Below are 25473 nucleotides of genomic sequence, written 5' to 3' on the forward strand. Positions count from 1 at the left end.
GGTTTACGGGAGCGGGTAGGCGGCGGTCTTGTCGCCGGTGAAGTCGATGGCGGAGTATTCGTTGAGCTTGGCCAGCCGGTGGTAGGCCTCGATCATCCGGACGGTGCCGGACTTGGACCGCATCACGATGGACTGCGTGGTGCAGCCGCCGGGGTAGTACTGCACGCCCTTGAGCAGGTCGCCGTCGGTGACGCCCGTCGCGCAGAAGAAGACGTTCTCGCCCGAGACCAGGTCCTCGGTGGACAGCACCTGGTCGAGGTCGTAGCCGGCGTCGATGGCCTTCTGCCGCTCGGCGTCGTCGGTCGGGGCCAGCTGGGCCTGGATCGCGCCGCCCATGCAGCGGATCGCCGCGGCGGCGATGATGCCCTCGGGCGTACCGCCGATACCGGCCAGGATGTCGGTGCCCGAGTTGGGGCGGCAGGCCGAGATCGCGCCGGCGACGTCGCCGTCGGTGATCAGCCGGATACGGGCGCCCGCGGCGCGGGTGTCCTCGATCAGCTGGGCGTGCCGTGGCCGGTCCAGGATGCACACGGTCAGATCGCTCACCGAGGCGCCGCGCACCTTGGCGACCCGCCGGATGTTCTCGCCGATCGGGGCGGTGATGTCGATGGCGTCGGCGCTGTCGGGGCCGACGGCGATCTTGTTCATGTAGAACACGGCCGACGGGTCGAACATGGCACCGCGTTCGGCGACGGCCAGGACCGAGATGGCATTGGGCATGCCTTTGCTCATCAGGGTGGTGCCGTCGATGGGGTCGACGGCGAAGTCGCAATCCGGCCCGTCGCCGTTGCCGACCTCTTCACCGTTGTAGAGCATCGGTGCTTCGTCTTTTTCGCCCTCGCCGATCACCACGACGCCGCGCATCGACACCGAGTTGACCAGCTCGCGCATGGCGTCGACGGCTGCCCCGTCGCCGCCCTCCTTGTCACCGCGGCCGACCCAGCGGCCTGCTGCCATGGCGCCGGCCTCGGTCACCCGGACGAGTTCGAGGGCAAGGTTGCGATCCGGGGCTTCCCCCCGCGTGGGACTCATGGCCCAGATTGTCCCAGAACGTGGTCAGGGTTTGGGAGCTGGGATACTGACGAGCATGTCCTCCGAGCCGACTCCTCAGCCAACTCCGGTCCCGAAGCCGGAGAAGTCGCGGTTGCTGCAGGACGGCCGGGATATGTTCTGGTCGATGGCCCCGCTGGTGGTGGCCTGCATCGTACTGGCCGGATTGCTGGGCATGTGTTCGTTTCAAGCGGGTGGGCCCGGGGTGGGTCCGCCGCCGGAATTCGATGCCCCGGCCGCTCTGCAGGCCGACGCGGAAGCGTTGAAGATTCCCATCCGGCTGCCGCAGCTGCCCGAGGGCTGGCAGCCCAATTCCGGGAGTCGCCACGGTATCGACGGCGGGCTGACCCTGCCCGATGGCCAGCACGGCCGCGCGGTGTCCTCGCGCATCGGCTACCTGGCACCCAGCGGCAAGTACCTGAGCCTGACCCAGAGCAATGCCGATGAGGCGGCGCTGGTGGCCTCGATCAAGCCGGATTCGTATGCGTCGGGCACCCAGGACGTCGACGGGGTGACCTGGGTGGTCTACGAGAGCAGCGACCCGGAGCCGGTGTGGACGACCAAGCTGAGCGGACCGGCGCAGGTGGCCATCACGGGCGCCGGTGGTACCGATGAGTACCGTACGCTGGCGAGTGCGACGCAGAAGCAGTCGCCGCTGCCGATCAAGAGGCCGTGACGCACCAACGGATGGAGCCCGTGTTGTCGTCGCCAGTTGCAGATCTCTCCGGGTGGACCGCCGCCCCGTTCACCGCAGCCGATCAGACCTACGACGTGTACCGCAAGGGCGAAGGCCCCGGCGTGGTCTTGATTCCGGAGATCCCCGGCCTGCACCCCGGTGTGCTCGCGTTGGGCAACCATCTGGTGGACAACGGTTTCACGGTGGCCGCGCCGTCGCTGTTCGGCACCCCGGGCGCGGCAGCGGTGCGCCCCGGCGCCATCCCGGTCATGCTGAAGGCCTGTGTGACAAAGGAATTCGCGGCCTTCGCGACGAACGCCGACCGTCCTGTCGCGCACTACCTGCGGGCGCTGGCCCGCGACCTCAACGCCAACACTCCGGGTAAGGGCGTCGGCGTCATCGGGCAGTGCTTCACGGGCGGGTTCGCGCTCGCCGCGGCGGTGGACGACAGCGTGCTGGCTCCGGTGCTGAGTCAGCCGTCGGTGCCCGTACCGCTGACTGCGGCACAGAAACGCGATCCGGGCCTGTCGGAGGCCGAGCTGAAGATCGTCGAACAGCGCGCCGCCAACGACGGACTGTGCGCGTTGGCCCTGCGGTTCAGCGAGGACAAGATGGCCCCGGGGGAGCGGTTCGCCACCCTCAAGGCCCGGCTCGGTGACGCGTTCGAGGTCATCGAGATCAACTCGAAGAAGGGCAACACCGACGGTATCCCGGCGTCGGCCCACTCCGTACTGACCGATCAGGTCCGCGAGGTCGACGGGCACCCCGCGTACGAGGCGCGTAAGCGCGTGGTGGCGTTCCTCACTGAGCGGTTGACGGCTTAGCTTCGGCTTCGGGTTCGGCTCGGGGCCCGGCCTTCCCGCGCCCGAGCCGTTTCTGGAACCAGTCCCACACCCGTCGCCACGGCCGCTGACCGGGTTCGTCGGGTTCTGTCGTCTCGAGCTCGACGCCCTTGAAGACCGCCAGGTACACGCTGACCGTGGTGACGATGATGATCATCAGCACCGGCCCGATCACCAGACCGAAGAAGCCGAACATCGAGATGCCGGCGAACACCGCGAGCAGCATGAGCGCGGGGTCCAGCCGGGCGGCTTTGGGCACCAGCCACGGGCGCAGCAGGTTGTCGATGTTGGTGACCACCAGTAGGTGGAAGGCGACCACGAAGATGCCGCCGATGATGTTGCCGAAGAACATCATTCCGATGCCGAACGGAATGGTGACGATGCCGCCGCCGAGCGGGATCACCGACAGCGCGGTCAGCAGAATCGCGAAGACGAAGAACCCGTTGTGGAAGCCGGCGATGTAGATGGAGATGGCCCCGGCCACGCCCTGACAGAACGCGATCACGAACTGGCCCTTGACCGTTCCCTTCACCATGGCGCCGGTCTTGGCCAGGTACAGGTCGGTGATCTCCTCGCCGAGCGGGTTCAGCCGCCGGATCAGTGTGGCCATCTCGGCGTTGTTGACCAGCATCGAGATGAACACGTACAGGAAGATGATCGACGCGGTGATGGCGCCGACCATGCCGCCCACCGCGCCCTGCAGAATGCCCAGCAACCATTCGCCGAGGTGCTGCGAGAGCTTGACCACGGTGTCGCGCAACGAATCCGCGGTGAGGTGGATGTCGAGGAACGGCACCCGGCCCAGCAGTGAGTTGACCAATTGCAGGGTTCGGTCGCCCAGCGTGCTGATATCGGTCTCGGCGATCCAGGTGCTTACCGTGTTCACCAGCTGGGTCACCTGGACGATGGCCATGAACACCACCAGCGCGACCGGGATGATCACCATGAGGATGGCGACCAGGACGGTCAGCGTGGCCGAGAGTCCGGTGCCCATGCGGCGCTGAAACCGTTGGTAGAGCGGGGTGAACAGATAGGCGCCGACCGCGGCCATCACGATCAGGACGAAGAAGCCGCGCAGGAAGTAGGCGCCGAGCAGCACCGCCAGCACCGTGACGACCGCGAGCGCCCGCTTCTGGGTGAGGGTGAACTCGTCTTTCATCGGGTCCCTTCCCGCCATTGGGCTGACCCTATCGTCACGCTGGCGTGACGGTCGGCATTGAGCGTCACTCCAGCGTGACGCTGGGGCCCGCGGGCGTGCGGTGCGCGGCCTGACCGGCCCGCTGGGAGGCGACGAACTTCGTGGACATGCGCTGCATCAGCCCGGGTGCCAGGCGGGCGAACAGCCAGGAGGCGTGGGCGCGACGGGGTTTGACCAGGATCGCCTTGTTGCGTTCGATGGCGCGCAGCGTGTCGGCAGCCAGTCGGTCGGCGTCGTAGGCGGTTTTGACGCCCTGGCCCTGCAGGAAGTAGTCGCGGCCGACGAAGCCGCCGACCGCGCCCTTGTCCAGGATCGGGGTTTCGACCGCGGCCGGGCAGACCGCCAGCACGCCCACGCCGTGGGCGGCGGCCTCCGAACGCAGCGCCAGGGACAACCCGACGACGGCATGCTTGGTCATCACATAGCTGGTCAGCTGGCCCGCGGCGGCCAGTCCGGCCATCGATGCGGTGTTGATGATGTGGCCGTGGCCCTGCCGGATCATCTGCGGGTACGCCGCGGCGACACCGTGGACGACGCCGCGCACGTTGATGTCGATGATCGCGTTCCACTGGTCCAGCGTGAGCAGTTCGGTGTCCCCGCCCCACACGATGCCGGCGTTGTTGAACATCAGGTCGAGGCGCCCGGAGCGCTCCACCACGGAGTCGACGGCGGCTTGCACGGCGGCGGCGTCAGTGACGTCGAGGCGGGCCGATCGAGCTGGCAGCGCCGCTGCGGTACGTGCCGCCGCGGCCTCGTCGATATCGGTGCAGAGCACCTCTGCGCCTGCGCCCGACAGCGCGCGGCACAGGGCCGCGCCGATGCCGGATCCGGCGCCGGTGACGATCGCCTGCTTGCCGGCCAGAGATGTCACGCCTGAGCCAGCTTCATCACGTGGCCCAGAACGTCCGGATAGCGCTTGAGGTGCGCGCCGCCGTTGAGGTCGAGCACCTCGCCCGTCAGCCACGACGCCTGCGGTGAACACAGGAAGACCACGGCCGCAGCGATGTCTTCAGGTGTCCCGCTGCGACCGAGCGCGGTGTTCTCGACGTACTCCTCGACCACGCCGGGGATCATCGCCGCGGGATCGGTCAGCGGGGTCTTCACGAACCCCGGAGCGATCGCGTTGACCCGGATGCCGCGCGGTCCCATCTCCAGCGCGGCTACCTGTGTCAGCATCGACAACCCGGCCTTGGCCGCGCAGTAGGCGCTCATACCGGCTGCGGGCTGGCGTCCGTTGAGCGACGAAATCGACACCAGGACACCGCCTTCGGGCAGGTTGCGGCCCGCGTGTTTGGCGACGATGAACCCGCCGTTGAGGCAGACGTCGACGACGGCGCGGAAGTCCTCGACCTCCAGGTCGGTGATCAGGCCGACGTTGCTGAAGCCCGCGCAGTTGACCACGATGTCGACCGGGCCGACGGATTCGAACAACTTCTGCACCGCGTCCTCGTCGGTGACCTCGACATAGGAGCTGGTGTGCGGTGCACCGAGCTGCGCGGCCCGGGCGGCTGCTCCGTCGGCGTCACGGTCGGCCACCACGATGCGGCAGCCTTCGGCAGCCAAGGCCTGCGCGCTGGCCCAACCGATGCCCGAGGCCCCGCCGATGATGATCGCCACACGTTCCGTGGTCATGCCTGGCTCCCGTCGGGTTGATGATCGCCCCACTTCTTGTCGATCGCGTTCCACGGGTCGGCCACCTGCCCGGGGTAGTTTTTGTATGCCGACTTCGACCGCAGGAATGCCCGGATGAGGGGTGCTGCCAGGCCGATCGGGAAGCGCTTCCATCCGGCGTTGGCCCTGGTGTCGGCCAGCAGTTGGGGCCACGAGTGGTGCTGGAAGCCGAGGACCTCCTGCGCGCGGCTGGTGTCCATCCAGTCGGTGGCGAACCAGGCGGCGTCGTCGTCGGGGTTGCCGGGCCGCCCGGTCGGGAGGCCGCCCTTGATTCCCATCGCCGCGGCCGCCTGCGAGCCGACCGCGGACTGGATGTGCCGGTGCGTTGCGGCGTCCCCGCCGATCAACAGCACTTCAGCGGTTGTGTCGACCGTGGTGGCGGCGACGAAAGCCGCTGCGACGTCACGCACGTCGACGGTCTGGAGTCGCCCGTCGGCGGGCAGCACGCTCTCGAACGAGATGAGGTCGACGTCCATGTCGAGGCTGAACTCGGAGCTCATCACCCCGCCGAGCCGCAGGATCAGCCACTCCAGCTTCGATGCCCGGACCAGTGCCTCGGCCTCGACCTTGTGCGCGCCGTAGATGTCGGACGGGTTGACCGGGGTATCGGGGGTCAGGACGTCGTCTATGTGGTGCGGATTGCGGGCTCCGTAGACGGCGATGCTGGAGGCCTGCACGAACCGCGGCGGAGCCGGCTGAGCCTCGGCTGCGCGCAGCAGCGATGCGGTGGCCTCGACGTTCACCTTGCGGGCCAGGCCGCGGCGCATGTAGCAGAACGGCGGGATGATCGCGGCGAGGTGGACGATCGCGGCCGGTGCGACGGCCGCCACCAAGGCGTCGACAGCGGCGGCATCGGTCAGATCGGCCCAGCGCACCTGCACCGAGGCGGGTAGTGCGGCCGCGGCTTTGCGGTTGGCGGGCACGTCGAGATCGGTCGCGACCACCGTGCGTCCGTTGGCGGCCAGGGTCTTGACGACGGCCGAACCCACCAGACCGAACGCGCCGGTAACCAAAACAGCGTCGGACATAGACCTCCTCGCTAGAACGTGTTGCAACACTAGCGAATGCCGGTGTGGTGTGTGTCACCTCGATCGGGTCCGGATTCGGAAGCGCGTCGCGGGCCGTTCGCCCGAGGGGCCTCAGCAACCCATGCTTGCGCGTCGTACTGGGGCGACCCGCGGGTCGGGCGAATGTTGCTGCGGTTGCCTCAAAACCATTGAACGATGGCATCGTTAATTGTTATGTGTGACCGGTCTCACGCGGTGGCTCTGGCTGTGATGCATTTGCGAGAACGGCCGTCGTTGGCGGATTTGGAAATTTGCCCGAGACATATGCAAGGTGTGGCTGTAGGTATCGGCGAAAGTGAGCCAATCGCAGGCGTGTGTGATGTACTCGGTTGCACGCGTCAGCAATTGGGGAGGTGTGGGATGTCCGAAGATATCGCGACGGGGGTTAACGACAGTGACTCCGGCGAAATTGCCGAGGAAGTTGCTGTGGGCTCCTCGGTGATTGTGTATCCGGGGACTGACGAAGAATTGCACGGCACTGTCGTGGAAGATTTTGCCGACTTGGCCGGCACTGCGGTCGAGGTCGCCGGCGAGCGAATCGTCGGACCGGCACGGCGGTGGGCCGTCAACCTCGACGACGGTGGCCTGGTGTTCGTCGACGACGACAGCATCGCGCTCGCTGCCTGAACTCCGGGTAGTTCACTCCACGCTCAGCGGAAGCTGACGTAGCCGGCGCACCAGCAGGCTGGGCTGCCATTCGGCATCGCCCGCCGGGCGGATCGTGCGTCCCGTCGAAAGCAGCGCCCCGATCACGATGCGGGCTTCGAGACGAGCCAGGGCCGCGCCGAGGCAGAAGTGGCCGCCCTTGCCAAAAGCCACGTGATTCTTGATGTTCGGCCGTTCGAGCCGAAATTCGTTCGGGGCTTCGAACAGCGTCTCATCGCGGTTGGCTGCGCCCCATAACAGCAGCAGATGGCTGTCGGCGGGCACCGCCACGCCCGCCAGTTCGGTATCGGCCAGCACATGCCGGTAGTGGCCCCGAAACGGGGACTCGAACCGCAACACCTCTTCCAGAAACGGGCCGATCAAGGCGGGCTCGCACCGCAGCCGCTCGGCCAGATCGGGTCGGCGACTCAAGATCAAGACGGCGCTGCCGATCAACGAGGCAGTCGATTCGGCTCCCGCGCCGACCAGTTGGATCAGCATGAACACCGCCGCATCCCGGGAGACCCGTTCGGCCTCGCTGTACGCCGCGAGATCACCCAGTAGATCCGGCCCGGGGTTTGCCAATGCTGCGCCGAACCGTTCGGTCAGGTACCCGCCGAGTTCGACGGCCGCGATACCCGACGCCGTGAGCTGGTCGGCATCGACCAGTCCGTCGAGCAGTTGAGTGCTGGCGTAGGCCCAGTTCACCAGCTGGTCCACATCGGCGGCCGGCAATCCCAGCAGCCGGGCGACGACCAGCATGGGCAACCGATCAGCCACGATCGACATCCACTCGAGCTCCCCGCGCGCGCCGGCCAGCAGGTCGTCGGCCAGGGTGGCGATGAAGGGTTCGAGTTCGGCGATCCGCTTGGCCGCCATCCGCGGGAGCACCAACTTGCGATGAGCGGCGTGGACGGGGTCGTCGGCAGTGGCCAGCACGTGGATGTCGGCACCCGGCTCGCCCATGCCGAATGCGGAGACGGTGCCGTCGGGTTGGGACCACATGGTGGCGGTCAGGTTGGACGAGAAGTCGTCGGGTCGTGCGGTGGCCTCGATGACGGCGTCGAAGGCTGTGACCACGAAGAAGGGCGAGTCGCCGACTTGTGCCACGGGGGCCTGCGTCCGCAGCCGGTCGTAGAGCGGATACGGATCCTGCAGGCAGGCGGGCTCGAACAGTTCGTGTGCCAGAAGCATTTGCCCAGGTTGGCGGGCATTTCAGTGGCAGTCAACGAGGTCGGCCCAAGTTGATACCCGTCGATCGCGCCGACGCCATGGGGGTGTCTCAGGGCGTGTCGTTGACCTGCGGATGGGGTGAGAAACTTCCGCTATTTTGTCTCAAGGTGCGATAGGTTCGCTGTTATGTCTCCAGCGCGGACGGACTGGTTGGTCGGTGCCGACCGGCGCGTCGAAGCGGCCGAGCGCATCTACAGCGCGGCTGCGGAGATGGCCGCCCGCGACGGGTTCGACGCACTGGACATCGATGCGCTGGCGGCTCGGGTGCATTGCTCCCGTGCGACGATCTACCGGCACGCGGGCGGTAAGGCCCAGATCCGTGACGCCGTGCTCGCGCGGTTGGCGGCTTCGATCGTGGAGGAAGTTCGTCGCGCGGTCGCCGGACTGACCGGATCCGAACGGGTGCTGACGGCGATTACCGTTGCGCTGCAGCGTATTCGCGCCGATCCGATGTTCGCGCTGCTGCTCGGCGCGTTGCGCAGCGGGGCTGCGATGGCGGATCTGACGCAATCGCCGGTGCCTGCCGCGTTCGCCACCGAGCTCACCGGGCTGGCCGAGGACGATCCCGCGGCATCGGCGTGGATCGTGCGTCTTGTGTTGTCGCTGCTGGTCTGGCCCGGGCCCGACGAGGCCACCGAGCAGCAGATGCTGCGGCGCTTCGTCGCGCCCGCGTTCGGCGGGGCGCAGTCGTATTAATGGTCGTAGTTCGCAGGGGCAAGATACGAATGCCATTCATGCGGCTGGAACGAGTATTGACGGGGTAGTTAGCAACAGGGATCTAATTATCCCTGTTCAACGCGGTGATTAGTCCCGGCTAATAGTTGCGGTCGCAGCGATTGATCGAATCAAGATCACAAACTGACACACGTTCTCACTTTGGGTGAGTACTTTTCTCTTCGGCCGGCGGCCCCGTCGGCGTCAGGTGAAAACCGCTGCGCGGGAGGGTCTCCCGTGCGCAGAAACGTTAGGCGAGGAAAGGGTTCAGACTGTGGCCAAGCACAGGAAAACCACGTCGCGCTCCGCAGCGCGTCCGATCGTCACAACCGGCGTCGCCGGTGTGGCAATGGCGGGAGCAAGCATCTTGCTGTTCTCGACCCCGAATGCACCGCTGGCGGCGCCGGCACCGACCAAGGTGAACGCCGAGGTCAAACTGGTCAGCTTCGATTCCGTGACGATCCCATTGGCCCCCGGCGCGGACGACGCCTGGTGGCTTGAACACGACGGTGGCGCGGCGCCCGCCGGTGCACCGACCCCGAACGCGCTGGCGGCGGCCAACCTGGACCCCGCGGTGGGCGACGGCGGTTGGCTGATCGGTAACGGCCTTGACGCGGCGGCCGACTGCGCCGGTGCCGCGTGCAACGGCGGGAACGGCGGGATGCTGTGGGGCAACGGCGGTGCCGGGGCCAATGGCGGCAACGGCGGCACCGCCGGCGCGTTCGGCGGCAACGGTGGTCGCGGCGGTGATGGCGTCAACGGAGGCAACGGTGGCAACGGCGGCAACGCCGGGATGTTCTCGCTCTTCGGAAGCGGCGGCGCCGGCGGAAACGGTGGCGAGGGCACTGTCGGAACGAACGGCTCGACGGGTGCCAAGGGGGCTAACGGGGCGAACGGCGCGGACGGTGCAGACGGTGAGAACGGCGCCGACGGAATCGACGGCGAAGATGGTGCCGACGGTGCTGACGGGGTGAATCCGACCGGAACTGCCGGTACCACCGGCAAAAACGGCACCGGCGGCATCGGGCCGGGGGCGTCCCGAAGCGGTGAGGATGGTGGTGCCGGCGCACCGGGCGGCAACGGCGGAAACGGCAACGGCAACATCAGCCCCGGCAATGTCGGCGGCGCCGGAGGTAACGGCGGCGACGGGAACATTCCCGGAGCCAGCGGCGGCAACGGCGGCACCGGCGGGGTAGGAGCCTGGGGCGCCGACGGTGGCAAGGGCGGTAACGGCGGTAACGGTGCGCAGGGCGCGGCCGGTCAGGCCGGGCATAACGGTGGAGACGGCACGGCCGGTGGCGCAGGCACCAACGGGCAGGCCGGCGCCAATGGCGGCAACGGTGCCCAGGGTGCAACCGGTACCGCGGGCGGTACGGGCAGCGCCGGCGGTAAAGGTGGAAATGGCGGCAGCGCAGGCTTGTTCGGCATCTTCGGATCCGGCGGGGCGGCCGGTAACGGCGGTCAGGGCGGGACCGGCGGTACGGGCGGTGCCGGTGGTCAGGGCGGCGATGCCGGTAACGGTGGCAACGGTGGCTCGGGTGGCGCCGGTGGTCAGGGCGGTGACGCCGGTAACGGTGGCAACGGCGGTGCCGGAGCCGACGGTGGTAAGGGCGGTGACGGCGGCAAGGGCGGTCTGACCGCCGGCAGCATCGCTGCCCCTCCCGGTACCGCCGGGCTGGGAGGCCTCGGCGGCGCCGGTGGAGCCGGTGGTGCAGGCGGTGCGGCTGGCTCGGCAGGTGGTGCCGGAGCGGGCGGTGCAGGTGGCTCCGGCGGTGCGGCGGGCAGCGCGGGTACTGCAGGTGCAGGGGGCGCCGGTGGCGCTGGTGGCGCTGGTGGTCAGGGTGGTTCCGCTGGCGCCGCGGGCTCGGGAGGCATGTTCGGATCGGGCGGCAAGGCCGGCACCTCGGGCAAGACCGGGACCAAGGGCAGCACCGGGGCGACGGGTGCGTCCGGGGCTTCCGGAACTGCGGGCACGAGCGGCCAGGCCGGCGCATCGGGTGCCAGCGGCAGCGCCGGCAGCGCCGGTCAGAAGGGTGCCACCGGAAAAGCCGGCGCCAACGGTGCGAACGGGCAGAACGGCAAACGCACCACGCCCACGGCGTAGCGGCAGGCAGTGGGCCTCTCGGTCACGGGAGGCCCACTTCCTTCCCAGTCAGTCGGCGTGCCGTACACACCGAAAACCGATGTGGCTCATGCCGGTATCGACCATCTGTGGCCGCCGGGCAGCAGGTCGGTAGCGCATGCAGTAGCTGTCGGCACACAGGAACGAGCCGCCCTTGATCACCTTGCGGGCGATCTGGAACTGCGGCTGGTTCGGGTCGTACGTGTCGGCAGCGCAGCACGGCGTGGCAGCGCGGTCCTCGCCGTACCAGTCCATGGTCCACTCCCAGACGTTGCCGGCCATGTCGAACAGGCCGTAGCCGTTGGGCTCGAAGCTCCCCACCGGTTTCGTTGTGCCATAACCGGTGTCGGGAAGGTAGGGGAACTCGCCGTGCCAGTAGTTCGCCAGGCGCTCACCAGGCTGCTCCGGCTCGTCGCCCCAGGTGTAGGTCGCGTTCGAGAGGCCGCCGCGCGCGGCCGTCTCCCACTCGGCCTCGCTCGGCAGTTCCAGGCCGGCCCACTCGGCATATGCGGCGGCGTCGTCAAAGGCGATGTGCACGACGGGATGCCGTTCGCGGCCCTTCAGCGTCGAGCGTGGTCCGCGCGGGTGGTTCCAGCATGCGCCCGGCGTCCATGCCCACCATTGGTTGAGGTGGCGTAGATCCACCGGGCCGCTGGTTCGCTGGAACACCATCGAGCCGGGTACCAGGTTTTCCGGTGGGGCGCCGGGGAAGTCCTGCGGGTCGACCGGGCGTTCGGCGACGGTGACATAGCCGGTGGCGTCGACGAATTCGGCGTACTCGGCGTTGGTCACCTGATGGCGCTGGATCCAGAAACCCTCGGTGGCCACCGCACGCGCCGGGGCCTCCTCGGGGTAGTGCGCGTCAGAGCCGAGGGTCGTCGTCTGCGCCGGGATCCAGACCAGATCGGTCTGAGCGGGCTCAGTCAAAGACCGTCGTCCAATCGTCGCGCATGCTCGCCACTGTCCAGCCACGTCCGGCAGCGAGCTCTAGCACCTTCTCAGCGCCTGCGGTGTAATCGAATTCGCGCGCGGCGTCGTCGTGACGCACCAGCAGGCTCAACGACGGGCCGCGACCGGCCGCGGTGTATTCCAGCATCTGGATGTCGCCGTTGGAGTTGCCCGCGGAGAAGATCGGGCGACGCCCGATCCGGCCCCAGATACGCACCGCCTTGGCCGGGCCGTCGTTGAGGAACTCCGGCGTGGCCGTGGTCTTGAGTTGGCCGTCGACGAAGTCCAACCCGACGGAGCTGCCGATCACCCGCTCCGGTGGGACCCCGTACATCGACGCTGTCACCGGGCGCATGAAGTCACGCCCGCCACCGGAAACGATGTAGTTGGTGAAACCGTTGGCCTCCAGGTACCGGAGCAACTCGATCATTGGCAGATAGGCGCACGTGGTGTACGGACGTCCGAGCGTCGGGTGCTGCGCCTCGGCGAAGAACGCCTTGATGCGGTCCGCATGATCCTCGACAGTCATCCCGGCGTACGCCGAAAGTATGCCGCCAGCAAGGGTTTTGAGTGCGGAATCATCACCGTTGTAGTGCTTGGTGACGGCGTCGCCGAACCAGCCTAGGTCGCCTGCGGCAGCCGCGGTGTACGGCTGGGTGGCGGCCAGCGCGGGGTCGGCGGCGGCTTGTTCGGCCAGTCGGCGCACCAGGAAATCCAGCTGAATGTAGGCGGGCTTCTCACACCACAGGGTGCCGTCGTTGTCGAAGACCGCGACGCGTTCCTCGCGCGGCACGTCGGTGGAGGCGCGCTCCACGAAGTCGATGATCGCCGACTTCGTGGAGCCGTCGTTCCAGGAAGGTAGTACGCCCAACTCAGCCGCCGATCGATTCGAGGTACTTGTTCAGTTGGTCTACGGCGTTCTTGATCGTGAACGATGCCGGTTCGCGCCGGGGCGGGAATTCCTTGAAGGTTTCCAAGAATTGGGTGACCAGGGCGTTGGCCATGAACACCAGGAAATCGTGGTCGAAGTACCAGTCCCAGTAGGTGTTGGAGGTGATATCGGCGCGTTCATACGGATCGGTGCGCAGGTTGAACAGCTTGGGCGCCCGCAGGACGGTGAACGGCTCGAACCAGATCTGCAGTGTGCCCTGGCAGCGCTGCTCCATGAACACGATCTTCCAGTTGTCGATCCGGACACCGAGCACGTCGCAGTCGTCGGAGAAATACACCATTCCCCGGCGCGGGCTCTTCTCGACTTCACCGGTCAGATAGGGCAATAGGTTGTATCCGTCGATGTGGACCTTGTATGTCCGGTCGCCGGCCTGGTGCCCCTTCTTGAGCTTCTCGACGATGTCAGCGTCCCCGGCTGCCGCCAGGAAGGTGGGCAGCCAGTCGTGGTGCTGGATGATCTCGTTGGAGATGGAACCGGCCTTGATCTTTCCGGGCCAGCGGATCATCTCCGGAACCCGGAAGGCGCCTTCCCAGTTGGTGTTCTTCTCGCTGCGGAATGGTGTGGTGGCCCCGTCGGGCCAGGTGTTGGCGTGCGGGCCGTTGTCGGTGGAGTAGATGACGATGGTGTCCTCGGCGATACCCAACTCGTCGAGCGCGTCCAGCAACTGGCCGACATTGCGGTCGTGATCGACCATCGTGTCGTGGTATTCGGACTGCCACCGGCCCGCTTGCCCGCGGCTTTCGGGCTTCGTGTGAGTCCGGAAGTGCATGTGGGTGGTGTTCATCCAGGCGAAGAACGGCTTGCCCGCTTCTTTCTGGCGTGTGATGAAGTCGATGCAGGCCTCGGTGGTTTCGTCGTCGATGGTCTCCATGCGCTTCTTGGTGAGCGGTCCGGTGTCCTCGACTCGTTGCTTGCCCAACGGGCCGAAGCGCGGGTCGACCTCATCGGATTCCTCCTCGGTGGCCCAGGAATGCACCACACCGCGCGGCAGCATCTTCGCGCGGAGCTGCGGGGCCTCCTCTTCGGTTGGGTAGTCAGGGTTTTCGGGCTCTTCCTCGGCGTTGAGGTGGTACAAGTTGCCGAAGAACTCGTCGAAACCGTGTGCGGTGGGCAGGTACTTGTTGAGATCACCGAGATGGTTCTTGCCGAATTGGCCGGTGGCATAACCGACGGACTTGAGCAGTGTCGCGATCGTCGGGTCTTCCGGTGACATGCCCATGTCCACGCCAGGCATGCCGACTTTGGACAGACCGGTGCGGTACACACTCTGGCCGGTGATGAAAGAGGACCGTCCGGCGGTGCAACTCTGCTCACCGTAGGAGTCGGTGAAGATCATGCCCTCGTGGGCGATCCGGTCGATGTTCGGCGTCCGATAACCCATCAAACCCATGCTGTAGCAAGACAGATTGCTGATCCCGATGTCGTCACCCCAGATGACCAGGATGTTGGGTTGATTGTTCGGCATGTGCAGGCCTCACTTTCTTATCGGATCTTGTTGACGCGCGCACCTCAGAGTCCCGACCTACCCCGACGCTAGGCGTCGGGGGTCGGGTTCATGACGAACTCGCGCGTCTCTCAGGGAAAACTCAAGTCGCGCACGGTCAGTCTTTGGCGAGGAACTCGTGCAGCTTCTCGACCGCGTGGTCGATGCTGAAGCTGGCCGGTGGGTGCCGTGGCTTGAATTCCTCGAACGTCTCGAGAAACTTCGTCGCCATCGCCGTCGCGTAGAACACGAAGTAGTCGTGGCGTAGCAGCCACTCGTAGTACGTGTTCGACGTGATGTCGGCGTACTCGTAGGGGTCGGTGCGCAGATTGAAGAGCTTCGGGACGCGCAACGGGGTGAACGGTTCGGCCCAGATCCGCAGGGTGCCCTGGCAGCGCTGTTCGGCGAAGACGATCTTCCAGTTCTCGAACCGCATCGCCACCAGATCACCGTCGTCGGAGAAGTAGAAGAACCCGCGCCGAGGGCTCTCGTCGACCTCCCCGGTCAGATAAGGCAGCAGGTTGTAGCCATCGATGTGCACCTTGTATTCGGTTTCTCCGTCAGCGCCCGCCTTATGGCCCTTTTTCAGCTTTTCGGCGATGTCGGGATCGCCGGCGGCGGCCAGAAGGGTGGGCAGCCAGTCGTGGTGCTGGATGATCTCGTTGGAGACGCTGCCCGCCTTGATCTTTCCTGGCCACCGGATCAACTCGGGTACCCGGAACGCACCTTCCCAGTTGGTGTCCTTTTCGCTGCGGAACGGAGTGGTGCCGGCATCGGGCCAGGTGTTGCGGTGCGGACCGTTGTCGGTCGAGTAGATGACGATGGTGTCGTCGGCGATCCCGAGTTCGTCGAGGACATCGAGCACGGTGCCGACATTCCGATCGTGGTCGATCATCGTGTCGTGGTACGGCGATTGCCATAGCCCGGCCTGCCCGCGACTCTCGGGCTTGGTGTGCGTGTAGAGGTGCATGTGAGTGAAGTTGCACCACACGAAGAACGGATTGCCGGCCTGGTGCTGGCGCTTGATGTAGTCGACGGTCGCGTCGGCGATGTCCTCGTCGATGGTCTCCATCCGCTTGGTGTTGAGCGGTCCGGTGTCCTCGATGGTCTGCTTTCCGACGGGTCCGTACTTCGGGTCGTCAGGCTCGGTGGAGACCTCGCTGGTGGCCTTGCATTTCAGCACGCCGCGCGGTTTGGCCAGGTTGTACAGCCGCGGGTACCGGTCCTCGTGCGGGTAGTCGAAGTTCTCCGGCTCTTCCTCTGCGTTGAGGTGGTAGAGGTTTCCGAAGAATTCATCGAAACCGTGGACGGTTGGCAGGTACTTGTTCAGATCACCGAAGTGGTTCTTGCCGAACTGCCCGGTCGCGTATCCCATCGGCTTGAGTAGTTCGGCGATCGTCGGATCCTCAGCGGACCAGCCGATGTCGGCTCCGGGTATCCCGACTTTGCTCATGCCGGTGCGGTATACGCTTTGTCCACTGATGAATGCAGCTCGTCCCGCGGTGCAGCTTTGCTCTCCGTACGAGTCGGTGAACCGCATGCCCTCGTTGGCCAGGCGGTCGATATTCGGGGTGTGGTAGCCCATCAGCCCGTCGCTGTAGCAACTGAGATTGCTGATGCCGATGTCGTCGCCCCAGATCACCAAGATGTTCGGTTTGCCGTTTGGCATGTTGGCTCCTCGCCTCGACAGATCCACCCCGTCCCGCTTCCGACCCTAGGCGCTCGGTTGCGTGCTCTGCATGGCTTCGCCCGCCTGTCGTCGGATATTTACGCATTCGCCGGTCGGTGCGGTGGTAAGACCGAGCCATGAGTGAGCCGACGATCCGCGATGCGGTGCGCACCCTGCATCCCGGTTACTTCGCGCTCGTCATGGCCACCGGGATCATGTCGCTGGCCATGACTTATCACCGCGTGCACGCGCTTTCGGTGGTGTTGCTGTGGGTGGCGGCGAGCGCGTACGTATTGCTGGTTGCGCTGACGGTCGCCCGCATCGTCACCGCGCGTCGGGAGTTCGTGGCCGACTTGACCGATCCGAGTCGCGGTTTCGCCATGTTCACGTTCGTGGCGGCGACCTGTGTATTGGGCGCCCGGCTCGCTACCGACGGCCACTACGGGTTGGCGTTCACCCTTCTGGCGATCGGTTGGGTGGCGTGGATGGTGCTGGGTTACGTGGTGCCGTGGACGGCGGTGCTCGGTCAGGCCGTGCGGCCCGTGCTCCAGCGCGCCAACGGCACCTGGTTCATCTGGGTGGTGGCCTCGCAGTCCGTCGCGGTGCTGGCGGCGGCGCTGCAGCCTCAGATCGCCGCCGGCCGTTCCGAATTGGCGTTGCTGGCGGTGTTCTCGTGGTCGGTGGGGATATTTCTGTACGGTGCAGCGGGCATCTTCGTTGCCGTCCGGCTGCTGGTGTACCCACTGCTGCCGGCTGATCTCACACCGTCGTACTGGGTGGCGATGGGGGCCACCGCCATCACCGTGGTGGCCGGAGCGCGGATCGTGGAGATGGCCGACGCGCCGATGGTCGCGGCCACTCGTGGCCTGATCGCGGGAGCGTCGGTGTTCTTCTGGGCCTTCGGCGCCTGGCTCATCCCGCCGTTGATCGCGGCCGGCATCTGGCGGCACTGGGTCCATCACATCCCGTTGCGCTATGACGCCACGCTGTGGAGTGTGGTCTTCCCCCTCGGCATGTACGGCGTCGGCGGCCATTACCTCGGCCAGGCCGACCAGCTGCCGATCGTGGAACGTATCGGCTACATCGAGAGTTGGATCGCCCTGGCGGTGTGGGCGCTGACCTTCCTGGCCATGCTGCACCACCTTTTCGTCACGCTGTGGTCTGGTGCCCGCGAAGTATCGAGCGCACCCTTGAAGGTGGAGGGTGATTGACATGTACGACAAGGATCTGACCAACAAATGGCTCGTCGAGATCGAGTTCTCCGAAGACGAGATCCACACTCACGCCTCGGCCCGGGCCCAGGTGCGTGACGACACGATGTCCACCACCGGAGACGCGTACCGGAACCCGAAAGATCCCGGCGCGCCGATGATCGGTGAGGAGATCGCGGCGGCTCGTGCGCTCATCGCGCTGGGCAGCGATCTACTGCATGCCGCCTCGGCACGTATCGAGCAGTCGACGCACCACCCGGTGCACCTGTACCGCTGACCGCTATGCGGGGACGGACTGTTTGGCCCCGGACTCCATCTGGCGGAAAAGATCGACGTAGTAGGGCATGCACTCGGCCATGGCTTGCTCAGTGGTGAACAACGGTTCGTAGCCCAGGTCGCGCCGGGCTTTGGCGAGCGCGAAGTAGTTGTTGAGGTAAAGCCGTTCCACCGCAAGGGGTTCGATCAACGGCTCGGGCAGGCCGAACTTGAAGTGCAGCCACTGCCAGGCCATCATCGCCTTGTGCACCAGGCGTCCTGACACCCGGAAGTTGGGCAGCGGGCGGCCGCAGGCGGCGAGGACGGGACGGGCGAACTCGAACATGTTGATGGGCTCGCCGTCGTTGATGAAGTAGGCCTGGCCGGGCGCGGTGCCGCCGGGGACCAGGTGCTCGCCGGCCAGGATGAACCCGTGGATCAGGTTGTGCACGTAGGAGTTGTCCAGCTTGATGTTCTTGTTGCCGACGAGCACCTTGACGTGCCCGGCCAGTACGTTCTCGAACACCTTGCGGAACATGGTCTGATCGCCGCGGCCCCAGATTCCGCTGGGCCGGATCGAACACGTCAACATGCCCTGCTCACCGTTCTGGGAGAGGACGAACTTCTCCGCCACGACCTTGGTCTCGGTGTACAGGTCGTTGAACCGGTTGGTGTACGGCATGGTCTCGTCGCCGTTGACGATGTCCTGTCCACCCATCACCACGCTGTTGGAGGCGGTGTAGACGAAGCGTTGGACGCCGGCCTCCTGGGAGGCGTGCACCAGGTTCTTGGTGCCTTCTACGTTGACGGCGAAGCTGCGCTGGCGGTACTCCTCGGTGACCGAGGCGCCGCCCATCAGGTCGATGATGGCCGCGGTGTGGATGACGGTGTCGATGTCCTGGACGGCTGCGGCCACGGTCTGCTTGTCGCAGATGTCGCCCTCGACGACCTCAAGGCCCGCGTGGGCGCCCAGCGGTGATGGTGCGCGGTCGAACGAGCGCACCGTATGTCCGCGGTCGAGCAGCTCGGTCACCAGGTTGGCGCCGACGAAGCCGGAGCCGCCGGTGACCAGGACGCGGCCGAGTTCAGTGGTCAGAGATGCGTCACCCATGCCGGCAGCTTAACTGAAACAGGTTCCAGTTTCGACCGCGAACCGCGAGACTGGTTGCTGAATCAATCTTCGTCCGACTCTCTGGCGGCTAGTGCCTGCTCGACGCGCTGCCTCGCTCCGGCTAAGTGTTCTTCGCAACGTTGTGCCAGCTTCTCGCCACGTTCCCAGAGGTTGAGCGAAGCGTCGAGGTCCAGCCCGCCCTGCTCCAGCTGCTGCACGACAGCGATCAGCTCGTCACGGGCCTCTTCGTAGCCCAGTTCACTAATAGGCTTCATGATCATCCCTCTGTTCGGTACCGTCGCTGACCGCTGAGATCACTCCGTCGGACACCCGCACCCGTAATCGGGTGCCTTCTGGTGCGTCGGCCACGCAGCGAAGAACCGTCGGCGCCCCGGCCGGCGGGACCGCCTGGACCACCGCATACCCGCGGGCCAGTGTCGCGGCCGGGCCGAGCGCGGTCAGTCGTGCCGACAGATGGCCGACAGTGTCGGCCTGCCTGTCGATCAATCGCGTGATGTCGCGCTGGGTCGTGGCTCGCGCGCGGGTGATCTCGTCGACGCGTGCGTCGATCGCGGCCAGAGGCTGGGCAAGCACCGGCCGGCTGCGCAACTGCTGAAGATGGTGCTGTTCGCGATGTACCCAGTTGCGCAGTGCGCGTGCGCTGCGCCGGTGCAGATCGGCGACCAGCGCCTGCTCGGCGGCCGCGTCGGGCACGATCCGCTTGGCCGCGTCGGTTGGGGTGGCCGCGCGCACGTCGGCAACCAGATCGGAAAGGGGAGTGTCGGGTTCGTGGCCGATGGCGCTGACCACCGGAGTGCGGCAGGCCACGATGGCCCGGCACAGCGTCTCGTCGGAGAACGGCAGCAGGTCCTCGACGCTGCCGCCGCCGCGGGCCAGCACGATCACCTCGACATCGGGGTCGGCATCCAGGGCCGACAGGGCTTCGACGATCTGCGGCACCGCGTTGGGGCCCTGCACGATGGTGTTGCGGATCGCGAAGCGCACGGCCGGCCAGCGGGTCGTGGCCACGGTCGTCACATCGCGCTCAGCGGCCGAAGCTCGGCCGGTGATCAAGCCGATGGTGTTGGGCAGGAACGGAATTGGTCGTTTGAGTCGGGGGTCGAACAGCCCTTCGGCCTCCAGCAACCGGCGCAGCCGTTCGATCCGGGCCAACAACTCACCGATACCGACCGCGCGAATCTCGTTGACCCGCAACGAGAATGTGCCGCGGCCGGTGTAGAAGTTGGGCTTGCCGCAGATGATCACCTGGGTGCCCTCGGTGAGCTTGACCGGGGCGTTGCGCACCAGGTCGCGCGGGCACGTCAAGGTCAGTGACATGTCTGCCGCCGGATCCCGCAGCACCATGAAGACAGTCTTGGAATCCGGTCGGACCTTGAGTTCGGTCAGCTGGCCCTCGACCCACACCGTGCCGAGCCGGTCGATCCATTTGGCGACGCGCGTCGCAACGGCGCGAACCGGCCAGGGATTCTCCGGTGACTGGCCCGGTTCGGTCACTTCGCGGTCGCGCGGGTGATCCTGTTGGCGAGCAACGTGACGAACGGTGCGCGGGCCCGGCCGGCCTCTTCATAGGCCAGCAGCGCCTCGAGGTCGGCCACCCGCAGAGAGGTCAACCGGGCACGCAGCTGCGCCAGCGTCAGCGTGTCGTACCCGAGCTCACCGACGATGGCCGGGGCCGTGCCTGCCGCGGGGGCGCTGCCGGCCTTGCCGTTGGTCGAACCGGCCGACTCCGGTTCCCCGGTGCTGTAGAGGGCGAATCGCCCCTCGGTGCGGCGTTCGGCGTCGTCGGCAGTGGGCGCGTCAGAGCCATCCTCGCCGTCAGCCTCGAGGTCTTCGTCGAAAGTGGCCCACTCGGGCTGCTCGTCTTTGGGCGGAAAAAGCTGCTCGAGCGTCTCGTCACCCTTGACCACCAGCTCAGCGAGGTTCTGCTGGACGTGCATGACGAGGTTGGCCGCCTGACTGGCCACCGTCATGGGATAAGTCAGGATCGTCTGAGGCAGCTTGCGGGTTTCTTCCAGGGCGGTCGCTGCCGCACCCACCAGCAGCCGGACCCCGTACGGTGCAGTTCCCATGCGCACAGCCTACGGCTGGCTCGGCGCTGCGGTGGCCCCGTACCCTGGAGACATGCCGCCGACAATCAACATGGGTATCCCGGGTGCCACCAGCTCGGTGAGGTCAGGCGGCGGTTCGCAAGCCTCCGGCAAGCGGGTCCTGCTGGCTGAGCCACGCGGATACTGCGCCGGTGTGGATCGTGCCGTCGAGACCGTCGAACGCGCCCTGGAGAAGCACGGCGCCCCGGTGTACGTGCGCCACGAGATCGTCCACAACAAGCACGTGGTGGAGACGCTGGCCAAGGCCGGCGCGGTGTTCGTCGACGAGACCGACGAAGTGCCCGAAGGCGCGATCGTGGTGTTCTCGGCCCACGGCGTCGCTCCGACCGTGCACGAGACTGCCGCAGCGCGCAGCCTGCAGGTGATCGACGCGACCTGCCCGCTGGTCACCAAGGTGCACAACGAGGCCAAGCGGTTCGCCCGCGACGACTTCGACATCTTGCTGATCGGCCACGAGGGCCACGAAGAGGTGGTCGGCACGGCCGGTGAGGCGCCCGACCACGTCCAGGTCGTCGACAACCCCGACGCGGTCGACAAGGTCACGGTGCGTGACCCGGAGAAGGTCATCTGGCTGTCGCAGACCACGTTGAGTGTCGACGAGACCATGGAGACCGTGCGCCGGCTCCGCGAGAAGTTCCCGACGCTGCAGGATCCGCCGAGCGACGACATCTGCTACGCGACTCAGAACCGTCAGGTGGCCGTCAAGGCGATGGCGCCCGAGTGCGAGCTGGTGATCGTGGTGGGTTCACGCAACTCGTCGAACTCGGTGCGCCTGGTCGAGGTGGCTCTCGGTGCCGGCTCGCGGGCCGCGCATCTGGTGGACTACGCCGAGGACATCGACCCGGCCTGGTTGGAGGGCGTCACGACAGTGGGCGTCACGTCCGGGGCGTCGGTGCCCGAGGTGCTGGTGCGCGGTGTGCTCGAACGGCTGGCCGAGTACGGCTACGGCACCGTCCAGCCCGTCACCACCGCCAACGAGACGTTGGTGTTCGCCCTGCCGCGCGAGATTCGTCCGCCGCGCGCCTGAGCGCGTTAGTCGTCGTACTCCCAGGAGTGGCGGCCCCTGGTGGCTGCACGCTTTGACGGGCGTGGCCGCGTGCGGTGCTCCACCCGGTGGTCCTCGTCGTCGGATCCGCGGTAACGCACGCGTGACACCGGATGATGCGTTGAGCGCCCGGACCCGGTCGGCGGGTCGAACGAATCCTCGAACGGCTGGTAGTCGTCGAATCGACGGCGGGGCCGCTGCGGGCGCTCACGCCCGGCGTCGAACGCGCCACTCTCGCGCCGCTCGGGCGGCGGCTGCTTGCGCGGTTCGCGCGGCTGGGTCCGCACCCGCCTACGGGGTTCGCCGGTTCCGGGTTCGGTCGCACGTGGAGGCCGGGGCCGCCGAGGCCGCTCGGGCATCGCGCCGTCGAATTCGCTGCCGAGTTCGTCTTCGACACGACGGGTCGGGCGCGGGCGTGGCGCCGCAGTCCTCTTGGTGGGCCTGCGTTCGCCGCGGGGACGTCCGGAAGCCGTCGCGGCCGCGCCCGCGGCGCCTGCGCCGGGCTCGGTGCCTGCCGGACGCCGGCGTGGAGGCCGTTCGGACGGGCGGCGCCGCGGCGGGGCATCTCCCGCCGCTTCCGACTGGGCAGTCCGGTCACGGCGAGCCGACGCAGTGGCGGGTTTGCGGAGAACCAGCCCGGAGAGTTTCTCTGTGACAGATGACACAATTCCTGAAACCGGCGTTGCCTTGGCAGGTTTCGCCGCCGCGGAGTCGGTTGCTGCGGTCTGGTCGGCCCCGCGACGTGTGGTCAGCCCGACGTACCACCGGCCCAGTCCGATCAGCAGAACGGCAGCCGAAAGGAACAACATCAGCGGGAAGCGTTCTATCAGCGGATATCCGCAGTTGATCGCGAGGTCTTTCAAACCGCCCAGCTGGCCGCCGTGGAACAGGAAGTAGGACCCGGGAACGGCGACGAAAAGTATGAGTGGGGGCTGGATCACGGCGGTGAACAGACCGGCCTGCTGCACCGCGAGAACAGCCAAAATGCAACCGAGCGAATAGCAGACCGCGAATACCGCGCTGAGCTCGCGATCGCCGGAACCGGCATCGAAAGCAAAGCCGATGGCGGTAGCCGTGACCGCGACCAGCACAGCTCCCCACCACGGCACACCGGCGAAACGCGGGTGTACAGAGCGATGGTCAGCCGGCACTGCCGACTGTGCGCGCTGTCCTGACACACGTAGACCGTACCGGCTCAGTCTGGTCGCGTGCTGCCAGCTCGCGCTGGCGTGCCTGTCACACCGGCATAGACTGTGGTCCCTGTGAGCCTGAACCTGGGAATCGTCGGTTTGCCGAACGTCGGAAAGTCGACTCTGTTCAATGCCCTGACACGTAACGACGTGTTGGCGGCCAACTACCCGTTTGCGACCATCGAGCCCAACGAGGGCGTGGTTCCGCTGCCCGATCCCCGGCTCGACAAGCTCGCCGAGATCTTCGGCTCGGAGAAGATCGTGCCGGCGCCGGTGACGTTCGTCGACATCGCCGGCATCGTCAAAGGAGCCTCAGAGGGTGCGGGCCTCGGCAACAAGTTCCTGGCCAACATCCGCGAGTGCGACGCCATCTGCCAGGTGGTGCGGGTGTTCGCCGATGACGACGTGGTGCACGTCGACGGGCGGGTGGATCCCCGGTCGGACATCGAGGTGATCGAGACCGAGCTGATCCTGGCCGACATGCAGACGCTGGAGAAGGCGGTGCCGCGGCTGGAGAAGGAGGCCCGCAACAACAAGGAGCGCAAGCCGGTCCTGGATGCGGCGGTCGCGGCTCAGGAAGTTTTTAATGACGGCAAGACGCTTTTCTCGACCGGCAAGGACTGGTCGATCCTGCGCGAGCTCAACCTGATGACCACCAAGCCGTTCCTCTATGTGTTCAACGCCGACGAGTCGGTGCTGACCGACCCCGCCAAGCAGGCCGAATTGCGCGAGCTGGTGGCCCCGGCCGACGCGGTATTCCTCGACGCCAAGATCGAGTCGGAGCTGATCGAGCTCGACGACGAGTCGGCGCAAGAGCTGCTGGAGTCGATCGGGCAGACCGAGCGCGGTCTCGACGCGCTGGCCCGCGCCGGCTTCCACACCCTGCGGCTGCAGACCTATCTGACCGCGGGGCCCAAAGAAGCGCGCGCCTGGACCATCCACCAGGGCGACACCGCCCCCAAGGCGGCCGGCGTGATCCACACCGACTTCGAGAAGGGCTTCATCAAGGCCGAGATCGTGTCGTTCTCCGATTTGGTCGAGGCCGGGTCGATGGCCGCCGCCAAGGCCGCGGGCAAGGTCCGGATGGAAGGCAAGGACTACGTGATGGCCGACGGTGACGTGGTGGAGTTCCGTTTCAACGTTTGAGGCTGTGTTGACTCTGCGGCTGCGGCGAGGTGCTCTCGAACTTCTGCGCCCTGGTCGCAGAGTCAGCGGCTGATCGCGCCTGGCCTAGTTGATGATCTCGCCGCGGCTATCGACGTGGATTGCGGCGAGCCGGTCGCGCCACATCTGCAGGGCTTCGGGCGTCAGTCGCGTCCAGTCGGTGACCTCGCCGACCACGCGGAGCGGCTCCCGGCTGCGGTAAGACCGGGTGGGATTGCCCGGGAACTTCTTGTCGGTGACGTTGGGATCGTTCTCGAACTCGCCGGTCGGCTCCACGATGTAGACCCGCGGTGCGCCGTCTCCGGCGGCGAGTTCGGCGGCAAGTCCTGCGCCGTCGCGCAAGGCGGTGAAGTAGATGTGGTTCATCACGACTTCGGGCCGGTAGTTGGAACGGAAGCCCGCGGTGAGGAGTTCTCCCACCTGAAGGTCCGCCTTGGTGCCGTGGAAGAACGGTCCCTCGTCCAGCGCCTTGCCCATCTCGACAGGTTACAAACCAGCTCGCGCGGCCACAGCGATGACGATGGCGAGGTACGTGCGAAAGCTCGCCACCGCCTTCACATTCGAGCCTGGAATGCAGCGACGATGGCCGCCGCCGCGGGATCCACGCCCGCCGCGGTGTCGACGCGAAGAACCGCGCGGTCCCACCGCTCATAGGCCCGGTCCTGGACCTGTTGCCAGGTCGGCACCCTCAACCCCTCGATGTCGGAGGCCCGGGCTTCGACGCGGCTGCGGTGCATGTTGGAATCGCTGCAGATCACCTCGACCTCGATGAGTGCGGCTCGCGCCGTCCGGGCGACCTCTGCCCAGGCTTGTCTCGTGATACCGAGCGGATTCACGCTGTCGGCCACGACGTCGTGCCCCGCGCGCAGGAAGTCGGATGCCATCGCATAGGCGATCCGATAGCCGGCCTCAGGCACCGCGTCCCAGCCGCCGGCGCGATCGACGATCCCTGATCTCGTCATGGCCGCTTCGATCGTGTCGATTCGCACATGCACCGCGCCGATTTCAGCGCTCACCTGGCGTGCCACCGTGGTCTTGCCGACGCCCGGCAGCCCCGACAACGCGATGAGTACCGGTGTCGGCTTGCGGGCGGTCACG

At 66.7% G+C, this 25473-nt stretch carries 26 protein-coding genes; 9 read left to right on the forward strand and 17 right to left on the reverse strand.

The window, feature by feature from the left end; translation table 11 throughout:
* Nucleotides 1-3 precede the first annotated feature (3 nt).
* Nucleotides 4-1032 carry a class II fructose-bisphosphatase gene (gene glpX, locus K6L26_RS08985; RefSeq protein WP_036394618.1) on the reverse strand — a complete coding sequence of 343 codons (1029 nt, stop codon included), beginning with the start codon at nucleotides 1030-1032 and terminating at the stop codon, nucleotides 4-6.
* A 55-nt stretch (nucleotides 1033-1087) separates the two neighbouring features.
* Here glpX and K6L26_RS08990 point away from each other — a divergent pair, with 55 nt between their 5' ends.
* Complete coding sequence (locus K6L26_RS08990; RefSeq protein WP_019346972.1) at nucleotides 1088-1726, forward strand: DUF4245 domain-containing protein; 639 nt, start codon at nucleotides 1088-1090, stop codon at nucleotides 1724-1726.
* Nucleotides 1727-1737: 11 nt separating this feature from the next.
* A complete protein-coding gene (locus K6L26_RS08995) occupies nucleotides 1738-2550 on the forward strand; it encodes a dienelactone hydrolase family protein (RefSeq protein ID WP_221853359.1) in 813 nt (270 codons plus the stop codon).
* Here K6L26_RS08995 and K6L26_RS09000 read toward each other — a convergent pair.
* The 4 genes from K6L26_RS09000 to K6L26_RS09015 form a co-directional block, all read right to left on the reverse strand.
* Nucleotides 2528-3727, reverse strand: a complete 1200-nt coding sequence (locus K6L26_RS09000; RefSeq protein ID WP_065064193.1) for an AI-2E family transporter — start codon at nucleotides 3725-3727, stop codon at nucleotides 2528-2530. The genes K6L26_RS08995 and K6L26_RS09000 overlap by 23 nt on opposite strands.
* A gap of 64 nt (nucleotides 3728-3791) precedes the next feature.
* Nucleotides 3792-4637, reverse strand: coding sequence for an SDR family NAD(P)-dependent oxidoreductase (locus K6L26_RS09005; RefSeq protein ID WP_019346969.1), 846 nt, complete (start codon nucleotides 4635-4637; stop codon nucleotides 3792-3794).
* Nucleotides 4634-5398, reverse strand: a complete 765-nt coding sequence (locus K6L26_RS09010; RefSeq protein ID WP_019346968.1) for an SDR family NAD(P)-dependent oxidoreductase — start codon at nucleotides 5396-5398, stop codon at nucleotides 4634-4636. Before K6L26_RS09010 ends, K6L26_RS09005 begins: the two co-directional genes overlap by 4 nt.
* Nucleotides 5395-6465 carry a cholesterol dehydrogenase/isomerase gene (locus K6L26_RS09015; protein WP_076211482.1) on the reverse strand — a complete coding sequence of 357 codons (1071 nt, stop codon included), beginning with the start codon at nucleotides 6463-6465 and terminating at the stop codon, nucleotides 5395-5397. The genes K6L26_RS09010 and K6L26_RS09015 overlap by 4 nt, the downstream gene beginning before the upstream one ends.
* 195 nt (nucleotides 6466-6660) lie before the next feature.
* On the opposite strand from K6L26_RS09015, the gene K6L26_RS31670 reads away from it, so the two are divergent.
* A complete protein-coding gene (locus K6L26_RS31670; RefSeq protein ID WP_245008712.1) occupies nucleotides 6661-7131 on the forward strand; it encodes a hypothetical protein in 471 nt (156 codons plus the stop codon).
* A 12-nt stretch (nucleotides 7132-7143) separates the two neighbouring features.
* Here K6L26_RS31670 and K6L26_RS09025 read toward each other — a convergent pair whose 3' ends face one another.
* The gene (locus K6L26_RS09025; protein WP_221852978.1) at nucleotides 7144-8343 is read right to left on the reverse strand and encodes a cytochrome P450; all 1200 of its coding nucleotides are present in this window, start codon (nucleotides 8341-8343) and stop codon (nucleotides 7144-7146) included.
* 165 nt (nucleotides 8344-8508) lie between these two features.
* Here K6L26_RS09025 and K6L26_RS09030 point away from each other — a divergent pair, with 165 nt between their 5' ends.
* Together K6L26_RS09030 and K6L26_RS09035 are read left to right on the forward strand one after the other, a co-directional pair.
* Entirely contained in the window at nucleotides 8509-9078 is a 570-nt protein-coding gene (locus K6L26_RS09030; protein WP_036394628.1) for a TetR/AcrR family transcriptional regulator, read from the forward strand.
* Between the two features lie 367 nt (nucleotides 9079-9445).
* Nucleotides 9446-11200 carry a hypothetical protein gene (locus K6L26_RS09035; RefSeq protein ID WP_221852979.1) on the forward strand — a complete coding sequence of 585 codons (1755 nt, stop codon included), beginning with the start codon at nucleotides 9446-9448 and terminating at the stop codon, nucleotides 11198-11200.
* A gap of 48 nt (nucleotides 11201-11248) precedes the next feature.
* On the opposite strand, the gene K6L26_RS09040 is transcribed toward K6L26_RS09035, so the two are convergent.
* From K6L26_RS09040 to K6L26_RS09055, 4 genes are all read right to left on the reverse strand, one after another.
* Nucleotides 11249-12145: a formylglycine-generating enzyme family protein gene (locus K6L26_RS09040; RefSeq protein WP_221852980.1), complete on the reverse strand. Its 897-nt coding sequence runs from the start codon at nucleotides 12143-12145 to the stop codon at nucleotides 11249-11251.
* Nucleotides 12138-13037 (reverse strand): HAD family hydrolase, encoded by a 900-nt coding sequence (locus K6L26_RS09045; RefSeq protein WP_221852981.1) that lies wholly within the window; start codon nucleotides 13035-13037, stop codon nucleotides 12138-12140. Before K6L26_RS09045 ends, K6L26_RS09040 begins: the two co-directional genes overlap by 8 nt.
* A gap of 1 nt (nucleotide 13038) precedes the next feature.
* Nucleotides 13039-14583, reverse strand: a complete 1545-nt coding sequence (locus K6L26_RS09050; RefSeq protein ID WP_064899166.1) for an arylsulfatase — start codon at nucleotides 14581-14583, stop codon at nucleotides 13039-13041.
* A 136-nt stretch (nucleotides 14584-14719) separates the two neighbouring features.
* On the reverse strand, nucleotides 14720-16270 hold the full coding sequence (locus K6L26_RS09055) for an arylsulfatase (protein ID WP_221852982.1): 1551 nt from the start codon (nucleotides 16268-16270) through the stop codon (nucleotides 14720-14722).
* A 137-nt stretch (nucleotides 16271-16407) separates the two neighbouring features.
* Between K6L26_RS09055 and K6L26_RS09060 the strand changes: the two genes are divergently transcribed.
* Nucleotides 16408-17481, forward strand: a complete 1074-nt coding sequence (locus K6L26_RS09060) for a tellurite resistance/C4-dicarboxylate transporter family protein (protein WP_221852983.1) — start codon at nucleotides 16408-16410, stop codon at nucleotides 17479-17481.
* Between the two features lies 1 nt (nucleotide 17482).
* The gene (locus K6L26_RS09065; protein WP_019347569.1) at nucleotides 17483-17758 is read left to right on the forward strand and encodes a dsRBD fold-containing protein; all 276 of its coding nucleotides are present in this window, start codon (nucleotides 17483-17485) and stop codon (nucleotides 17756-17758) included.
* A 3-nt stretch (nucleotides 17759-17761) separates the two neighbouring features.
* Here K6L26_RS09065 and K6L26_RS09070 read toward each other — a convergent pair whose 3' ends face one another.
* From K6L26_RS09070 to K6L26_RS09085, 4 genes are all read right to left on the reverse strand, one after another.
* Nucleotides 17762-18847: a 3-beta-hydroxysteroid dehydrogenase gene (locus tag K6L26_RS09070; protein ID WP_019347570.1), complete on the reverse strand. Its 1086-nt coding sequence runs from the start codon at nucleotides 18845-18847 to the stop codon at nucleotides 17762-17764.
* Nucleotides 18848-18909: 62 nt separating this feature from the next.
* Entirely contained in the window at nucleotides 18910-19122 is a 213-nt protein-coding gene (locus K6L26_RS09075) for an exodeoxyribonuclease VII small subunit (protein WP_019347571.1), read from the reverse strand.
* Nucleotides 19109-20362, reverse strand: coding sequence for an exodeoxyribonuclease VII large subunit (gene xseA / locus K6L26_RS09080; protein ID WP_019347572.1), 1254 nt, complete (start codon nucleotides 20360-20362; stop codon nucleotides 19109-19111). Before xseA ends, K6L26_RS09075 begins: the two co-directional genes overlap by 14 nt.
* Nucleotides 20359-20937 carry a lipid droplet-associated protein gene (locus K6L26_RS09085; protein ID WP_221852984.1) on the reverse strand — a complete coding sequence of 193 codons (579 nt, stop codon included), beginning with the start codon at nucleotides 20935-20937 and terminating at the stop codon, nucleotides 20359-20361. The genes xseA and K6L26_RS09085 overlap by 4 nt, the downstream gene beginning before the upstream one ends.
* 52 nt (nucleotides 20938-20989) lie before the next feature.
* On the opposite strand from K6L26_RS09085, the gene K6L26_RS09090 reads away from it, so the two are divergent.
* A complete protein-coding gene (locus tag K6L26_RS09090; RefSeq protein WP_036395111.1) occupies nucleotides 20990-22003 on the forward strand; it encodes a 4-hydroxy-3-methylbut-2-enyl diphosphate reductase in 1014 nt (337 codons plus the stop codon).
* A gap of 5 nt (nucleotides 22004-22008) precedes the next feature.
* Here the strand turns inward: K6L26_RS09090 and K6L26_RS09095 are convergent, their stop codons facing one another.
* Complete coding sequence (locus K6L26_RS09095; protein ID WP_221852985.1) at nucleotides 22009-23199, reverse strand: DUF6542 domain-containing protein; 1191 nt, start codon at nucleotides 23197-23199, stop codon at nucleotides 22009-22011.
* Nucleotides 23200-23283: 84 nt separating this feature from the next.
* Between K6L26_RS09095 and ychF the strand changes: the two genes are divergently transcribed.
* The gene (gene ychF, locus K6L26_RS09100; RefSeq protein ID WP_019347576.1) at nucleotides 23284-24357 is read left to right on the forward strand and encodes a redox-regulated ATPase YchF; all 1074 of its coding nucleotides are present in this window, start codon (nucleotides 23284-23286) and stop codon (nucleotides 24355-24357) included.
* 84 nt (nucleotides 24358-24441) lie between these two features.
* On the opposite strand, the gene arr is transcribed toward ychF, so the two are convergent.
* Nucleotides 24442-24852 (reverse strand): NAD(+)--rifampin ADP-ribosyltransferase, encoded by a 411-nt coding sequence (arr, locus tag K6L26_RS09105; RefSeq protein ID WP_221852986.1) that lies wholly within the window; start codon nucleotides 24850-24852, stop codon nucleotides 24442-24444.
* A 77-nt stretch (nucleotides 24853-24929) separates the two neighbouring features.
* Nucleotides 24930-25472 (reverse strand): P-loop nucleotide/nucleoside kinase family protein, encoded by a 543-nt coding sequence (locus K6L26_RS09110; RefSeq protein WP_221852987.1) that lies wholly within the window; start codon nucleotides 25470-25472, stop codon nucleotides 24930-24932.
* Between the last annotated feature and the right edge of the window lies 1 nt (nucleotide 25473).

Source organism: Mycobacterium farcinogenes (assembly GCF_019739075.1).
GTDB lineage: Bacteria > Actinomycetota > Actinomycetes > Mycobacteriales > Mycobacteriaceae > Mycobacterium > Mycobacterium senegalense.

Bases quoted from the DNA above. Each gene is read 5' to 3' on its own strand.
- K6L26_RS09055 (WP_221852982.1), bottom strand. From the start codon at position 16,270: ATGCCAAACGGCAAACCGAACATCTTGGTGATCTGGGGCGACGACATC.
- K6L26_RS09090 (WP_036395111.1), top strand. From the start codon at position 20,990: ATGCCGCCGACAATCAACATGGGTATCCCGGGTGCCACCAGCTCGGTG.
- K6L26_RS09010 (WP_019346968.1), bottom strand. From the start codon at position 5,398: ATGACCACGGAACGTGTGGCGATCATCATCGGCGGGGCCTCGGGCATC.
- K6L26_RS09075 (WP_019347571.1), bottom strand. From the start codon at position 19,122: ATGAAGCCTATTAGTGAACTGGGCTACGAAGAGGCCCGTGACGAGCTG.
- K6L26_RS08995 (WP_221853359.1), top strand. From the start codon at position 1,738: ATGGAGCCCGTGTTGTCGTCGCCAGTTGCAGATCTCTCCGGGTGGACC.
- K6L26_RS09050 (WP_064899166.1), bottom strand. From the start codon at position 14,583: ATGCCGAACAATCAACCCAACATCCTGGTCATCTGGGGTGACGACATC.
- K6L26_RS09015 (WP_076211482.1), bottom strand. From the start codon at position 6,465: ATGTCCGACGCTGTTTTGGTTACCGGCGCGTTCGGTCTGGTGGGTTCG.
- K6L26_RS09070 (WP_019347570.1), bottom strand. From the start codon at position 18,847: ATGGGTGACGCATCTCTGACCACTGAACTCGGCCGCGTCCTGGTCACC.
- K6L26_RS08990 (WP_019346972.1), top strand. From the start codon at position 1,088: ATGTCCTCCGAGCCGACTCCTCAGCCAACTCCGGTCCCGAAGCCGGAG.
- K6L26_RS09030 (WP_036394628.1), top strand. From the start codon at position 8,509: ATGTCTCCAGCGCGGACGGACTGGTTGGTCGGTGCCGACCGGCGCGTC.
- arr (WP_221852986.1), bottom strand. From the start codon at position 24,852: ATGGGCAAGGCGCTGGACGAGGGACCGTTCTTCCACGGCACCAAGGCG.
- K6L26_RS09025 (WP_221852978.1), bottom strand. From the start codon at position 8,343: ATGCTTCTGGCACACGAACTGTTCGAGCCCGCCTGCCTGCAGGATCCG.
- K6L26_RS09000 (WP_065064193.1), bottom strand. From the start codon at position 3,727: ATGAAAGACGAGTTCACCCTCACCCAGAAGCGGGCGCTCGCGGTCGTC.
- K6L26_RS09035 (WP_221852979.1), top strand. From the start codon at position 9,446: ATGGCGGGAGCAAGCATCTTGCTGTTCTCGACCCCGAATGCACCGCTG.
- K6L26_RS09065 (WP_019347569.1), top strand. From the start codon at position 17,483: ATGTACGACAAGGATCTGACCAACAAATGGCTCGTCGAGATCGAGTTC.
- K6L26_RS31670 (WP_245008712.1), top strand. From the start codon at position 6,661: ATGGCATCGTTAATTGTTATGTGTGACCGGTCTCACGCGGTGGCTCTG.
- K6L26_RS09085 (WP_221852984.1), bottom strand. From the start codon at position 20,937: ATGGGAACTGCACCGTACGGGGTCCGGCTGCTGGTGGGTGCGGCAGCG.
- K6L26_RS09060 (WP_221852983.1), top strand. From the start codon at position 16,408: ATGAGTGAGCCGACGATCCGCGATGCGGTGCGCACCCTGCATCCCGGT.
- glpX (WP_036394618.1), bottom strand. From the start codon at position 1,032: ATGAGTCCCACGCGGGGGGAAGCCCCGGATCGCAACCTTGCCCTCGAA.